The 14,684-nt window shown below is 64.4% G+C and carries 13 protein-coding genes and 1 tRNA gene; 5 read left to right on the top strand and 9 right to left on the bottom strand.

The features are described from left to right. Positions 1 to 36: 36 nt before the first annotated feature. Positions 37 to 1,203 carry a methyl-accepting chemotaxis protein gene (locus BM43_RS42505; protein WP_080742033.1) on the top strand — a complete coding sequence of 389 codons (1,167 nt, stop codon included), beginning with the start codon at positions 37 to 39 and terminating at the stop codon, positions 1,201 to 1,203. Between the two features lie 355 nt (positions 1,204 to 1,558). Here BM43_RS42505 and BM43_RS21000 read toward each other — a convergent pair whose 3' ends face one another. From BM43_RS21000 to BM43_RS20975, 8 genes are all read right to left on the bottom strand, one after another. Further along, positions 1,559 to 3,259 carry a TIGR04141 family sporadically distributed protein gene (locus BM43_RS21000; RefSeq protein WP_052409127.1) on the bottom strand — a complete coding sequence of 567 codons (1,701 nt, stop codon included), beginning with the start codon at positions 3,257 to 3,259 and terminating at the stop codon, positions 1,559 to 1,561. A 129-nt stretch (positions 3,260 to 3,388) separates the two neighbouring features. Then, the gene (locus BM43_RS42325) at positions 3,389 to 3,562 is read right to left on the bottom strand and encodes a hypothetical protein (RefSeq protein WP_230676248.1); all 174 of its coding nucleotides are present in this window, start codon (positions 3,560 to 3,562) and stop codon (positions 3,389 to 3,391) included. A 104-nt stretch (positions 3,563 to 3,666) separates the two neighbouring features. Continuing rightward, on the bottom strand, positions 3,667 to 4,293 hold the full coding sequence (locus BM43_RS42320) for a site-specific integrase (protein WP_230676249.1): 627 nt from the start codon (positions 4,291 to 4,293) through the stop codon (positions 3,667 to 3,669). 36 nt (positions 4,294 to 4,329) lie between these two features. Beyond that, the gene (locus tag BM43_RS42315; RefSeq protein ID WP_230676250.1) at positions 4,330 to 4,599 is read right to left on the bottom strand and encodes a hypothetical protein; all 270 of its coding nucleotides are present in this window, start codon (positions 4,597 to 4,599) and stop codon (positions 4,330 to 4,332) included. A 184-nt stretch (positions 4,600 to 4,783) separates the two neighbouring features. Next, positions 4,784 to 4,860 (bottom strand) — tRNA-Met (locus BM43_RS20990). 110 nt (positions 4,861 to 4,970) lie between these two features. Further along, on the bottom strand, positions 4,971 to 6,629 hold the full coding sequence (locus BM43_RS20985) for an MFS transporter (protein ID WP_013699270.1): 1,659 nt from the start codon (positions 6,627 to 6,629) through the stop codon (positions 4,971 to 4,973). Positions 6,630 to 6,861: 232 nt separating this feature from the next. Further along, positions 6,862 to 8,493, bottom strand: a complete 1,632-nt coding sequence (locus tag BM43_RS20980; protein WP_036049326.1) for a sensor histidine kinase — start codon at positions 8,491 to 8,493, stop codon at positions 6,862 to 6,864. Between the two features lie 22 nt (positions 8,494 to 8,515). Next, a complete protein-coding gene (locus BM43_RS20975) occupies positions 8,516 to 9,259 on the bottom strand; it encodes a response regulator transcription factor (protein WP_013699268.1) in 744 nt (247 codons plus the stop codon). A 205-nt stretch (positions 9,260 to 9,464) separates the two neighbouring features. Between BM43_RS20975 and recA the strand changes: the two genes are divergently transcribed. Together recA and recX are read left to right on the top strand one after the other, a co-directional pair. After that, the gene (gene recA / locus BM43_RS20970) at positions 9,465 to 10,544 is read left to right on the top strand and encodes a recombinase RecA (RefSeq protein WP_013699267.1); all 1,080 of its coding nucleotides are present in this window, start codon (positions 9,465 to 9,467) and stop codon (positions 10,542 to 10,544) included. Beyond that, entirely contained in the window at positions 10,544 to 11,668 is a 1,125-nt protein-coding gene (recX, locus tag BM43_RS20965; protein ID WP_036049329.1) for a recombination regulator RecX, read from the top strand. The genes recA and recX overlap by 1 nt, the downstream gene beginning before the upstream one ends. Positions 11,669 to 11,843: 175 nt before the next feature. Here the strand turns inward: recX and BM43_RS39250 are convergent, their stop codons facing one another. After that, on the bottom strand, positions 11,844 to 12,224 hold the full coding sequence (locus BM43_RS39250) for a hypothetical protein (RefSeq protein ID WP_226284859.1): 381 nt from the start codon (positions 12,222 to 12,224) through the stop codon (positions 11,844 to 11,846). 155 nt (positions 12,225 to 12,379) lie between these two features. On the opposite strand from BM43_RS39250, the gene sucC reads away from it, so the two are divergent. Both sucC and sucD read left to right on the top strand, forming a co-directional pair. After that, positions 12,380 to 13,561: an ADP-forming succinate--CoA ligase subunit beta gene (sucC, locus tag BM43_RS20960; protein WP_308015976.1), complete on the top strand. Its 1,182-nt coding sequence runs from the start codon at positions 12,380 to 12,382 to the stop codon at positions 13,559 to 13,561. Positions 13,562 to 13,628: 67 nt separating this feature from the next. Further along, positions 13,629 to 14,510, top strand: coding sequence for a succinate--CoA ligase subunit alpha (sucD, locus tag BM43_RS20955; protein ID WP_013699263.1), 882 nt, complete (start codon positions 13,629 to 13,631; stop codon positions 14,508 to 14,510). The last annotated feature ends 174 nt before the right edge of the window (positions 14,511 to 14,684 follow it).

The raw sequence follows: 14,684 nt of genomic DNA, 5'->3' as shown, positions 1-14,684 counted from the left end.
CTTGGCAATTTCCTCCGTGGATACAAGAACCTGGCGATGACCCTATTCACCATCTGGGTAAATTGGTCTGGTGTTTGCTTGGAAACGACGGAAACAGCAGAAACAACAAGCAAGGCAACCGCATTAGCTACGGGCGACACCACCATGGCCAATCCACGCGCAATCGTCGACCTGACGCACGAAGTCAGGCGCCTCGCCACCGGCAAGATCGGCGACATCAACGACATCAATCGCGAAACCACCTTCCTCGCGCTCAACGCGCTGATCGAGGCGGCGCGCGCCGGCGAGGCCGGCAAGGGGTTCGCCGTGGTGGCCAACCAGGTGAAGCATGTCTCGAAGCGGATCGGCGAGATCACCGACATCCTCAACAAGGAACTGGTCGGTTCGCTGACGCGGCTGACCGAACTCGGCGACAGCATGATCGATCGCATGCACGCGCACGACGGGCAGCGTTGTGCCGATCTCGCGCTGAACATGATCGATATCGTCGACCGCAACCTCTATGAACGCTCCTGCGACGTGCGCTGGTGGGCCACCGATTCGGCGGTGGTGGATTGCGTGACCTACGACAGCGAGGAGATGAGCCGGCACGCGAGCGAGCGGCTGTCGGTGATCCTCGACAGTTATACGGTCTACAAGGATCTGTGGGTGGTGGACGCGCAAGGCACGGTGATCGCTAGCGGGCGCGGCGAGACGTATCCGGTGGTCGGGCAGCAGGTGGGCGGGGCGAAGTGGTTCGAGGCGGCACTGGCCACCGGCAGCGGGGCCGATTACGTGGCGTTCGACGTGGAGGCCCTGCCGCAGTTGAGGAATGCCCAGGTGGCGACCTATGCCACCGCGATCCGCGAGGGCGGCGAGGCGAACGGGCAGGTGCTCGGGGCGCTGGTGATCTTCTTCGATTGGGCGCCGCAGGCCGCGGCAGTGGTCAAGGGCGTGAGGCTGAGCGAGGAAGAGTGGGCGAGGACGCGCTGCCTGATCGTGGACTCGTCGTTTCGGGTGATCGCGAGTTCGGATGGGGAAGGGGTGTTGCAGGAGACGTTCCGGTTGAAGACCCATGGCGAGGCGACGGGGTTTTATCGCGAGGCGGATGGCGGGACGGTGTCGTTCGCGGCGACGCCGGGGTATGAGACGTATCGGGGGTTGGGGTGGTTCGGGGTGGTGTGTCAGCGGGCGGTGGGGGCAGGGTCGGCTGAGTTGATTTGAGTGCGAGGTGGCTTGCCGGATTCACGCTTCGTCTGCCGTGGCTCGAAAGGCTTCTCATGCACATGATGAGAGTTGCGCAAAACTCAACACCTGCCGGCCAAACCCTTCGGCCATCAGCCAATCGGACAAGAGCTTCATGAAGCAAGTCGCATGGATCGCCGCGCTCCGTCTCGCGCACAAACACCTCAGATGCTTTCGTGACCGCCTGCCACTCATTTTTTTCCAGAGACAAATATGCCGCGAAGACTGGTTCCGCTGTCGAGGCGTCAAGTCTTTGCTGCGAGGGTTTCGGTTGTTTTTCCATTGATCCTCTTCGCGTCACCGTGCCGCGCGAGGGGAGCGTCGATTTACCGATTCATGGCGGCGGCGTTGCGGGTGGGTCCGATTTTCTATGTCCGGCGGACGTGTTTTTAGCCAGATCAGGTGCCGCCGCGCGCGCTCTGCGCGAAGGCTTGCACGATGCCGTGTGAAGAAAGTCAGGGTCGTACTGGATTTTTGCCATGGCGACGGCGAAACCAAGCGCGCCAAGGGTTGCGATCGCATTCTTTAAGGTCACCCTCGAAAAAAACGGCAACGCTTGCGGAAGATCCTTTGTGGTGACGACGGCATAGACGACCCGATAGTTGCCCGCTTTGGGTTTCACGGACGGATCAGGAAGCTTGATCCGGGCGGGCAATCGATCGTTAAGCTTCGTTCGAAAGAGTTCGTCCGCAATGAACGTCTCAGCCGCCACGCTGCCTTGGGCGAACAGATGGCTCAGCGTAGCCGAGTTTTTATAGATCTTTACGTGGATCAGGTCGCGGCCGTCCCGGACCAAGTCGCAAAACTCGATTTTGTCGTAAGCGCCGCCAAACGGAACCGTCTTTCGGTCGAGCAGTTCATATGCAGCGGAATCGGCCGCCACGCTCTCGTTGTACGCGGCCTCGCCGGAATGCCTGAAAAGGGGCATCTCGATCTCGTCGATTTCAAGCTTTGAGAGCTGTCCATCCACTCGCTCGATGAAGCTTTGCTTGACCTCGTGCCAATCACCGTTGCGAAGAATGTATGTTTGCTCTCCGTTGGCGATTTCGGCATACAGGCAACGATAGGCCGACCATTTTTTGAGCGGCGAGAATCGGTCATCGATGGCGTAGACGTGGTGCCTTTTCAAAGCCTCGGCTGTGGGGTCGTCCCCGCGCTCGGCCATGTAGTCGAGCAGCGACGGCAGTTGAAGTGTTTTGTGAATGAGTGTGCGCTCGCGCAGATCGAACGAATAACCGATCTGCGACTCCCAATCGACGATTTCCGGCTCGCCCAGCCACACATTGTCGGGAGGCTGCTCAGATTGCAGGATCGAACAGAGTTCCATGTCGAGGATTTCCAGCGTGTCGCTCTCTTTGACGCGCCGCAGGTCTTCGACCCATGCAAAACTCTCCGGAACTCCACGTTCGTAACGGCGAAAGGCTTCGGCAAGGACGGCCGGCAGGTCGTCGAGCGTGATCTCCGGCGAAATGGTCAAGGCGTCGCGGCCCGTGACATGGCTGCCGAACAAAGGCTCCGTGGATGTTCCCGTTATCGCGTAGACCAGATCGGTTTCGGTGTTGATGAGCAAATCGAAAATGTCAGCGTCCCTTGGACTCTGGCTTCTCGTGTTCAAGGGGTTTGATTCGTAGCTCGACTTGTCCAAGCTCCGCAGCCTCTCCGGGTCGGAAGCGCTTAGCGCCACGCGCAGGCCAAAGTCGCGCATGACTAGGTCAAGGTTGATCATGTGAAAACCCGTTCCGAAAGTCAGGGCAAAGGCCGTCTCGTCATTGCGGAAAATCAAAACGGCGCCTTCTGATCTTCGGCCTTCGAAAAGGTCGTCGGGAGTTTCCTGACCATCGGTCAAAAACTTGGACCAAGCGGGCTTCGTCAGGGGAGGCGCCTTCTTGACGTATAAACGGGCGCTTCCAGACTCGATTTTCAGATCGACTGGGCGTTTCGCCGCGCTGATGTCAATGATCTGCTCGTCAAGGAGCATTGGGTCCTTGAGCAAGTAGATAGTCAGATGCTCGCTTTTGGCTGGATGCTCTTTCATCGTCGCCCCGTCACGCTCACTACTTTTTGGTTTTTCCTTAAACGGCTATATCCGTTTAGGCGCGTTTTCGGATTTTGCGCTCCTCGCTGTTGGCGTCAATAAATATATTGGCCCGCCAGGCCGACCAACTCAAAACGCAATTGGCAAGGCCATGTCGAATCTATCGAAAGTCGCTTTCAGCTCGTGGAGCGGCTTGGCGTGTTGGTAGTTGGCGAAATGAGGGCTCGAAAAATCGACTTTGGCTTGGTCGTAATGGCCGACCAAGGTCATCAACATCGCGGGGTGGACGTTCAGCTCAGTCATGCGGCCGATGAAGGTGTGCCGGAAGCTGTGGAAAACCTTGCGCTTGCCGAGATAGTCCGCGAAGCGCCGAGTGACGTTTTTCCCGTAGCCGTTCGCGCCGGGCTTTAGTTCTGGAAAAAGTTGGCTCGCGCCACGCCCGCGCAAGCCGTCCGCATAGGCCAGGAAACCGGATTCGACAATCGCGCTGTGCAGGGGGATGCGCCGCTGGGAGTTTGCGTTCTTCGCCTTATGGATGTCGAAAAACCAGATGCCCCCTCGCGTTGAAGCTGCTCGACCCGAAGGCTAGCAAGCTCTTCAAGGCTCGCGCCGGAATAGAGCGCGAGAAACGGCAGCCAGCGGTAAGCCGGCTTGTCCATCCGCGCCTCATAGGCCGCCGGGTCGAAGATCGTCGCCAGGTCGTCAGCGCTGAACAGTTTGTACGAGCGCTTTTGTTGTTGGAGCTTCGACTTTGACGACACCTTGGCCGCCGCAAACGGATTTGGTCCGTCTCGATGTCCATTTGCGATAGCGTAGGCAAAGATGTCTCGCAAAAACGAAAGCCGCGACTTCACGCGACTCGCGCTGCCGCCGTCGTCGATGAGCTTGTTCTTGTGCTCGACGGCGTCTTCCAGCGCGTAGTCGCCGATCGGTCGGGAGCCCCGATGTCTCTGGAAGTCGGCGAAGGCGCGCTCCTTCGCGACGATCGTGCGCGGCGTGTTGTCGAGGGCCTTTTCTTTCTTGTAGCGCGCCACGACTTCGGCGAAAGGCTTGCCCTTGCGGGCCTTCGCTTACGTGTGGGCTGCGTTTTGGGCGGCAATGGCGACCGCGACGGAATCGGACAGGGCCGGCAGCTCGATCGAGGCGGGGGCGAAGCGGTCGCCGAAAAGCTCCTTTGCGCGGCGCACTTCGTCGTCGCTATTGATGTCTTTGACTTGCGTGCCGTCGGGGAAAATCACGTCGAGCCGCTTGGCTTCGTCAGCGGTCAGTGCGAAATCGGCGGCCTTCGGCTTGTCGGCGGGCGTCTTTATGGCGAGTTCGAGATTGAACGCGAGTGCCAAGAGTGTAGCCTGCCGGAAATCCTTGGTGCGCAGGGAGCTCTTTGCCGGCGCGAACGAGCCGGAGGTAAAGCACGCCGTGGCGCGATTTGAACAGGTGCGGCAGCTTGTGCATCGGCGGATGGCTCACCGCGCGCCAAATGACAAAAGTCCGTGTTCGTTAGAACACGGGCTTTTGCGCTAATGATGGTGGCGAATCAGGGATTCGAACCCCGGACCTGCGGATTATGATTCCGTCGCTCTAACCGACTGAGCTAATTCGCCAACAGAAGAAAGATTATGCAGAAGACCCCAAACCCTGTCAACAACTTTGTCGAAGAATTTTCACGAATCGGCCGGGACGCCCGCCCGGCCCGGTTTCTCCTGGTCCTGCCTCAGTCCTGCGAGTAGATGTTGGAGCCCTTCGTCTCCTTGACGAACAGCAGCCCGATCACGAAGGTCACCAGCGCGATCACGATCGGATACCAGAGCCCCGAGTAGATGTTGCCCTTGGCCGCCACGATCGCGAACGCGGTGGCCGGCAGGAAGCCGCCGAACCAGCCGTTGCCGATGTGATAGGGCAGCGACATCGAGGTATAGCGGATCCGCGTCGGGAACATCTCCACCAGCATCGCCGCGATTGGCCCGTACACCATGGTCACGAAGATCACCAGGATGGTCAGCACCACGATCGCCATCGGCCAGTTGATCTGCGAGGGATCGGCCTTGGCCGGGTAGCCGGCGCCCTTGAGCGTCGCGGCCAGCGTCTTGTCGAACGCGCCGGCCTTCGCCTTGGCGTCCGCGGCCTTGCCGTCGTAGGTGTCCACCGCGACGTCGCCCACCTTGATCTGCGCGAGCGTGCCCGCCGGCGCGGCCACGTTCTCGTAGTTCAGGCCGGCCTTCGACAGGGCCGCCTTGGCGATGTCGCAGGAAGTCGTGAACTTCGCCGTGCCGACCGGGTTGAACTGGAACGAGCATTCGTCCGGGTTCGCGATCACGGTGATCGGCGCCTTCTGCGTGGCCGTTTCCAGCGCCGGATTCGTGTAGTGCGTGAGCGCCTTGAACAGCGGGAAGTAGGTCAGCGCGGCGATCAGGCAGCCGGCCAGGATGATCGGCTTGCGGCCGATCCGGTCCGACAGCGAGCCGAAGAACAGGAAGAAGGGCGTGCCGATCAAGAGCGCCACGGCGATCAGGATATTGGCCGTGGTGCCGTCCACCTTCAGCGTTTGCGTCAGGAAGAACAGCGCGTAGAACTGGCCCGTGTACCAGACCACCGCCTGGCCAGCGGTCAGCCCGACCAGCGCGAGGATCACGATCTTCAGATTGCGCCATTGGCCGAAGGCTTCGGTGAGCGGCGCCTTCGAGGTCTTGCCCTCGGCCTTGATGCGCATGAACACCGGCGATTCGTTCAGCTGCATGCGAATCCAGACCGACACGGCCAGCAGCAGGATCGAGGCGATGAACGGAATGCGCCAGGCCCAGGCGCCAAAGCTCTCCTCGCCCACCAGGGTGCGCACGCCGACGATCACCAGCAGCGACAGGAACAGGCCGAGCGTCGCGGTGGTCTGGATCCAGGCGGTGTAGAAGCCGCGGCGGTTGGCCGGTGCATGCTCGGCCACGTAGGTGGCCGCGCCGCCGTATTCGCCGCCCAGCGCGAGCCCCTGCAGTAGCCGCATGGCGATGAAGATCACCGGCGCGGCGATGCCGATGGTGGCGTAGCCGGGCAGGAACCCGACCACGAAGGTCGAGATGCCCATGATCACGATCGTCATCAGGAAGGTGTACTTGCGGCCCACCATGTCGCCGAGCCGGCCGAACACGATCGCGCCGAACGGGCGCACCGCGAAACCGGCGGCGAAGCCGAGCAGGGTGAAGATGAAGGCGGCGGTCGGATTGACGCCGGAGAAGAAGCTCTTGCTGATGTAGGCCGCGAGCGAGCCGGCCAGATAGAAGTCGTACCACTCGAACACGGTGCCGAGCGAGGACGCGAAGATCACGCGTTTTTCGTCGCTCGTCATCGGCGAGTGCGAGATGTGTCCGCCTACAGTCGCCATGAGTCGTCTCCTGAATCTTGATATCGGTGTCGGTTCGCCATCCTGACGAACTGGCGTCGATTATTGGCGGGCAAACTTACGGAGGTCTGACTGGAGCGGGGATCAGGGTTTGTCGGGAGTGCTTCTCGCTTGTTCGGCGATTGTTGGGTGAACGTCGGCGATCGGTGGTCGATGTTCCGGCAACGTCGCTGACGGCGCCTTGCAGGCCTGGCCGGCGGCGCTCGCCTCAGGGTTATTCCGGGGCGGCCTCGCGCAGCGCGAAGCTGACGCGCACCAGCGTGCCGGCCAGGCGCGGCGTGTCCTGGTAGACGTGGTCGTCGATCGCCAGCGCGCCGCCGTGCTGGGTGACGATCTCGCGCACGATGGCCAGGCCCAGCCCGCTGCCCTCGCCGTCGCGGCCGAGGATCCGGTAGAAGCGTTCGAGCACGCGGCCGCGCTCGTGGGCCGGAATGCCGGGGCCGGTATCTTCCACCTCGATGTGCGCGACGCCCGCCTGGCCGGCGCCGGCATTGTCGAAGGCGCGCACCACGGCGCCCGTCGCGTCGAGCCGCACGCCGGGTTCGACATGCAGGCGCACGGTGATCCGGCCGCCCTCGGGCGTGTAGCGGATCGCGTTGTCGATCAGGTTGCCGAGCATCTCGCGCAGCATCACGGCATGGCCGTCGATGATCGGCGCCGGCGCTTGAACGTCCTGGTCGTCCGGCCCTTCGTAGCCGAGGTCCATGTGCCTGGCGAAGGCGGCCTGCACCCAGTCGCGCACGGTCACGCGTGCCAGCGCGGCGAGATCGACCGGCTCGAAGCTCAGGCCGCTCGCGCGGTTCTCGGCGCGCGCCAGCGCCAGCAACTGGGTGACCAGGCGCGCGGCCTGCCCGGAGCTGGTGGCGATCTGCTCCAGCGAGCGCGCGACTTCGTCCGGCACCTCGTGACGCAGCGCGAATTCGGCCTGGGTGCGCAGCCCGGCCAGCGGCGTCTTCATCTGGTGCGCGGCATCGGCGATGAAGCGCTTCTGCAGCGCGATGTTCTGTTCGAGCCGGCCGAGCAGGTCGTTGAACGAGGTGACCAGCGGCTCGATCTCGGGCGGCGCGCGCTGCGGATCGACGGGCGAGAGATCGTCGGGGCGGCGGTTGCGGATATGGGCCTGCAGCGCGGTCAGCGGCGCGAGCCCGCGCGACAGCCCGAACCAGACCAGCACGATGGCCAGCGGCAGGATCACGAACTGCGGCAGGATCACGCCCTTGATGATGTCGTTGGCCAGCGCGTTGCGCTTGTCCAGCGTTTCGCCGACCTGGACCAGCACCGGCTGCGAGCCGCTCGAGCCGCCCAGCGCGACGGTGGTGTAGGCGACGCGGATGTCGTTGCCGCGAAGGAGGTCGTCGCGGAACAGCACCACGCCGGGCGGCGGCCGGTCGTCGTCGCGCGGCAGCGGCAGGTCGGCCTCGCCGGCCACCAGCTCGCCGCGCGTGCCGAGCACCTGGTAATAGACGCTGTCGACATTGTCGGCGCGCAGCAGGTCGAGCGTGGCCTTGGGCAGCACCAGCTCGGCCGCCCCATTGACGGGCGTGATCTGCCGCGCGAGCACATAGGCATCGGTTTCCAGCGCGCGGTCGAAGGGGCCGTTGGCGATGGTCTTGGCGACCAGGTAGGTGACGGCGATGCTCATCGGCCAGAGCAGCAGCAGTGGCGCGAGCATCCAGTCGAGGATCTCGCCGAACAGCGAACGCGGGCGCGCCGTGTCGGCGGATTCGCCCTCGTCGGGCGGGGCAAACGGATTTTCGTAGCGGGCGTCGCGTTCCGCGTCGCGCACGTCGGCCGGGCGGCGCGTGGCGTGCTTGCTGGTGCGGGCGGAACGAAGCGGCGTGGCCATGGCGGCGCGCTCGCGCGGCCCCTCAGCGCAGCGGCGAGGAGGGCGCCTGATGCTCCGGCGCGGCCGGCACCTCGGGCGCGACCGCGGCGCCCGATTCTGCCACGGCCTTCTCCAGGCAGTAGCCGAGGCCGCGCACGGTCAGGATCCGCACGCCGCTCGGCTCGATCTTCTTGCGCAGCCGGTGCACGTAGACCTCGATCGCGTTGTTGCTGACTTCCTCGCCCCACTCGCAGAGATGGTCGACCAGTTGCTCCTTCGAGACCAGTCGGCCGACGCGCTGCAGCAGCACCTCGAGCAGGCCGAGCTCGCGCGCCGACAGGTCCAGCACGCGCTCGTTGGCGTAGGCGAGCCGGCCGACCTGGTCGAAGCTCAGCGAGCCGTGGCGGATCACGGTCGGGCCGCCGCCGGCGCCGCGCCGGGTGAGCGCCCGCACGCGCGCCTCGAGTTCGTTCAGGGCGAAGGGCTTGGCCATGTAGTCGTCGGCGCCCAGGTCGAGCCCCTTGACGCGCTCGTCGACGCTGTCGGCGGCGGTCAGGATCAGCACCGGCAGCACCGAGTTGCGTGCGCGCAGGCGCCGCAGCACGTCGAGACCGGGCATCTTCGGCAGGCCGAGATCGAGGATCAGCAGGTCGAAAGTCTGCATCGACAAGGCGGTGTCGGCCTCGACGCCGCTCTTGACGTGATCGACGGCATAGCCCGATTGGCGGAGTGATCGGGTCAGGCCGTCCGCGAGTATGCTGTCATCTTCGGCAATCAGGATTCGCATGGTGCGTGGCCGTCGGCCGGCGGCGCGCTGGAGAGGCGCCGGCGCGGGTGTCTCCGGAAGGTCTGGGTGGGCTTGTGCGGAACCCGCAACTCGGGCTTGCACAAACCACTGTTTTTTTATACAGTGTCTGCATTCGTGCACCTAACGGCTAGTTAGGCCCGGTGCCCCCCAATCAGACGCTGCTCATCATAGCAAAGGACGATTCATGGAAGATAGCAAGAAAGGCGCCGGGATGACCGCGGAAAAGAGCAAGGCGCTGGCGGCAGCGCTGGCCCAGATCGAGAAGCAGTTCGGCAAGGGCTCGATCATGAAGCTCGGCGATGCCGAGGCCAAGGAAGATATCCAGGTGGTCTCCACCGGCTCGCTCGGCCTCGATATCGCGCTCGGCGTCGGCGGCCTGCCGCGCGGCCGTGTCGTCGAAATCTACGGTCCGGAATCGTCGGGCAAGACCACCCTCACGCTGCAGGTGATCGCCGAGATGCAGAAGCTCGGCGGCACGGCGGCCTTCATCGACGCGGAACACGCGCTCGACGTCCAATATGCATCCAAGCTCGGCGTGAACGTGCCGGAGCTGCTGATCTCGCAGCCGGACACGGGCGAGCAGGCGCTCGAAATCACCGACGCGCTGGTGCGCTCGGGCTCGATCGACATGATCGTGATCGACTCGGTCGCGGCCCTGGTGCCGAAGGCCGAAATCGAAGGCGAAATGGGCGATTCGCTGCCGGGCCTGCAGGCTCGCCTGATGTCGCAGGCACTGCGCAAGCTGACGGGCACGATCAAGCGCACGAACTGCCTGGTGATCTTCATCAACCAGATCCGCATGAAGATCGGTGTCATGTTCGGCAACCCGGAAACCACCACGGGCGGCAATGCGCTGAAGTTCTACGCCTCGGTGCGCCTCGATATCCGCCGGATCGGCTCGATCAAGAAGAACGACGAGGTGATCGGCAACGAAACCCGCGTCAAGGTCGTCAAGAACAAGGTCTCGCCGCCGTTCCGCGAATCGATCTTCGACATCCTCTACGGCGAGGGTATCTCGCGCCAGGGCGAAATCATCGATCTGGGCGTGCAAGCCAAGATCGTCGACAAGGCCGGCGCCTGGTACAGCTACAACGGCGACAAGATCGGCCAGGGCAAGGACAACGCGCGTGAATTCCTGCGCGAGAATCCGGACATCGCGCTCGAGATCGAGAACCGCATCCGCGAATCGCTCGGCGTGGCGGCCATGCCGCAGGAAGGCGCCGCCGGCCAGTCGGAAGCCGAGATCCTGGACGAAGAAGAGTGATGCGTCGAAGCCGGGGCCGCCCGGACGATTCGCCAGCCTCCTCGCCGCGCGAGCCTCGCGCGGGCGACGGCGGCCAGGCCGATCGACCCGGGCCGGCGCCGGTTTCACGCGAAGGGCGGCCGGCAGGTCGCCCGGAAACGAGGGCATCGGACGATGCCCTCGTTTCGTTTCAGCGCCCGCGGCGGGCAGCGGCCGATCCCGTGTACGCGAGCGACTCGGTCGATGCCGACGAATCCTTCGATGCGCATGACGTTGCGCGCGGCATCCGTGCCCGCAGCGTGCGTGCCGTGCGTGGGGAGGCGGGCAGGGCAGCGCCGGCTGTTTTTCCGGCTGATGCTGGCGCTTCATCGCAGCCTCGTCGACAGCCGACGGCCGGCCGGGTAGACGCAGCCGCCGGCCCGCGGCCCGCGGCTTCGCAAGCCCCCGTTACCGGCGGCCGCCCGGCATCGTCGAGCCGTCGCCGCGCCGCCCCCGATCCCTTCGAGGCGCCCGCCGCGCCCACCCACTTCGAAAACGCCGACGGCGACCAGTATTCCCGCACCAGCGAACACGCCACGCGCCGCAACCGGCGCCGCACGCGCGGCCCGTTCGACGAGCGCGATGCCTCGACGGCTTCCTCCGGCCAGGCAACCGAACCGGCAGGCGAGGCGCGCCGTGCCGAGCGGGAGCGCCCGACCCGCTCACTGAAAGGCCGCGCGCTTGGTTATCTGTCGCGACGCGAGTACAGCCGCAGCGAACTCGCGCGCAAGCTCGCTCCCTATGTGGAGGAGGGCGACGATCCCGAAGCGCTGCTCGACGCGCTCGAGCGCGAGGGCTGGCTGTCCGACGCGCGTTTCACCGAAAGCCTGGTGCACCGGCGCGCCTCGCGCCTCGGTAGCGCGCGAATCCTCGGCGAGCTCAAGCGCCATGCCGTCGATTCGGAACTGGTCGAATCGGTCAGCGAGCAGTTGCGCGAAACCGAGTTCGGCCGGGCCCAGGCGGTCTGGCGCAAGAAGTTCGGCAGCCTGCCGGGCACGCCGGCCGAGCGCGCCAAACAGGCGCGCTTCCTGGCCGCGCGCGGCTTCACGAGCGCCACCATCGTCAAGCTGCTCAAGGGCGGCGAGGACGAATTCGGCGAGTTCTGAGGCTCGCCGGGGCGCCGCGCTCACGCGGGTCCGACCCGTGATGCTGCACTGCATCCGCTTGCCAATGCGGGTCACACCGGATATTCGTGGCATCGCGACAAATACCCAATATGCTAAAATCCTTCGGTTTTCCAACTCGGCTTCAACCTTCCGCATGCCGTCATTCGAGCCCGTGTCACGCCAGTTGCGCCAGCCAGGCGCAGTCCCGGCGATCACCGACCAGCGCGGCGGCCGGCGAGGTGTCGTCACCGTTCCATCGTGTCGACCGCATTGCGCGGCGGGTTCGATGAAGGTCACGCAGCCGGGCGGACAGCCGATCCATGAACCCAGGCCCAGCATGACCTCCGATCGCGAACCCCATGTCGTCGACGCCGCCGCGTCGTCCGGCCGGGCATTCTGTTCCGGTCGCAGCGAAGCCGCCATTCCCGCCTGCCGAGCCCACCTCGCTCACCTCTCCCCCGTTTTTTCCCCGCGCATCACGCCCCGATCCCCGGATCGCGTGCTGCGCGGGCGGCCGGCCGTGATGCGGCGCGAAGCGGCGCGGCGCGGTGCTCACGAGGCGGCGCGCGACGCACGGCGGGCCGGCCGTTCATCCCGACATGGCTCGGCGCGAGCCCACCCGTGCCCGACGGCGCGGGTAGCGCGCACGAATGATCGGAAACATCAGTAGAAAGAAGCGACTGTCAATCGACTTTTAATCCAACTCTCAGACTGAAGGAATCACGCATGAAGATTCACGAGTACCAGGGTAAGGAAATCCTGCGGAAATTCGGAGTCGCGGTCCCGCGCGGCAAGCCGGCGTTCTCGGTTGAAGATGCCGTCAAGGTGGCAGAAGAGCTGGGCGGCCCGGTGTGGGTCGTGAAGGCTCAGATTCACGCGGGTGGCCGTGGCAAGGGCGGCGGCGTGAAGGTGGCGAAGTCGATCGAGCAGGTTCGCGAGTACGCGAGCCAGATCCTCGGCATGCAGCTCGTCACGCACCAGACCGGCCCGGAAGGCCAGAAGGTCAACCGCCTGATGGTCGAGGAAGGCGCCGACATCAAGCAGGAACTGTATGTCAGCCTCGTCGTCGATCGCGTGTCGCAAAAGATCGTCCTGATGGGTTCGAGCGAAGGCGGCATGGACATCGAGGAAGTGGCCGAAAAGCATCCGGAGCTGATCCACCAGGTCATCGTCGAGCCGTCGACCGGCCTGCTCGATGCACAGGCCGACGACCTCGCCGCGAAGATCGGCGTGCCGGCTGCCTCGATTCCGCAAGCGCGCGCGATCCTGCAAGGCCTGTACAAGGCGTTCTGGGAAACCGACGCATCTCTGGCCGAAATCAATCCGCTGAACGTCTCCAGCGACGGCAAGGTCACCGCCCTCGACGCGAAGTTCAACTTCGATTCGAACGCGCTGTTCCGTCACCCGGAAATCGTCGCCTACCGCGATCTGGACGAAGAAGATCCGGCTGAAATCGAAGCCTCGAAGTTCGATCTCGCCTACATCTCGCTGGACGGCAACATCGGCTGCCTGGTGAACGGCGCCGGCCTGGCGATGGCCACCATGGACACCATCAAGCTGTTCGGCGGCGAACCGGCGAACTTCCTGGACGTCGGCGGTGGCGCGACGACCGAGAAGGTCACGGAAGCGTTCAAGCTGATGCTGAAGAACCCGGACCTGAAGGCAATCCTGGTCAACATCTTCGGCGGCATCATGCGCTGCGACGTGATCGCCGAAGGCGTGATCGCCGGCTCGAAGGCCGTGAACCTCGGCGTGCCGCTGGTGGTGCGCATGAAGGGCACCAACGAAGACCTGGGCAAGAAGATGCTGGCCGAGTCGGGCCTGCCGATCATCTCGGCGGACAGCATGGAAGAAGCCGCGCAGAAGGTCGTCGCGGCAGCCGCCGGCAAGTAAGCATCGTTGCATTGAACACGCATGGCGGCGCGATCAAACGCGACGCCTATCGAACAGAGGTCAATACATGTCGATTCTGATCAACAAAGACACCAAGGTCATCACGCAGGGCATTACCGGCAAGACTGGCCAGTTCCACACGCGCGCCTGCCGCGAGTACGCGAACGGCCGTGAGGCGTTCGTCGCGGGCGTGAACCCGAAGAAGGCCGGCGAGGATTTCGAAGGCATTCCGATCTACGCGAGCGTCAAGGAAGCGAAGCAGGAAACCGGCGCGACCGTCTCGGTCATCTACGTGCCGCCGGCAGGCGCGGCCGCCGCGATCTGGGAAGCCGTCGAGGCCGACCTCGACCTGGCGATCTGCATCACCGAAGGCATTCCGGTTCGCGACATGATCGAAGTGAAGGACCGCATGCGTCGCGAAGGCCGCAAGACGCTGCTGCTCGGGCCGAACTGCCCGGGCACGATCACGCCGGACGAACTGAAGATCGGCATCATGCCGGGTCACATCCACCGCAAGGGCCGCATCGGCGTCGTGTCGCGTTCGGGCACGCTGACCTATGAAGCGGTTGCCCAGCTCACGGCACTGGGCCTCGGCCAGTCGTCGGCGGTCGGTATCGGCGGCGATCCGATCAACGGCCTGAAGCACATCGACGTGATGCGCATGTTCAACGACGATCCGGACACGGATGCGGTCGTCATGATCGGCGAAATCGGCGGCCCGGACGAAGCGACGGCAGCCGAGTGGATCAAGGACAACATGAAGAAGCCGGTGGTCGGCTTCATCGCCGGCGTCACGGCGCCTCCGGGCAAGCGCATGGGCCACGCCGGCGCGCTGATCTCGGGCGGTGCCGATACGGCCGAAGCCAAGCTGGAAATCATGGACGCGTGCGGCATCAAGGTCACGCGCAATCCGTCGGAAATGGGTCGCCTGCTCAAGGCAGCGATCTGAGCGAGCACGCGGGATTCGTCCCGCCGTGTCGAAACGCCGGCCTCGCGCCGGCGTTTTTTTTGTTAGTCTGCAAGGCTTGTGTAATTTGGACGCGGCGCGTGGGGCCCTCGCATGACCGGCCCGGCGATGGCCCGCGTCGTCGCGCGTACCGCCGGCTCGCACCCGGTACGCTCC

The sequence above is a fragment of the Burkholderia gladioli genome (assembly GCF_000959725.1).
Lineage (GTDB): Bacteria > Pseudomonadota > Gammaproteobacteria > Burkholderiales > Burkholderiaceae > Burkholderia > Burkholderia gladioli.
The sequence above is the reverse complement of the archived record's forward strand: the minus strand, read 5'-3'. Positions and strand labels throughout refer to the sequence as shown.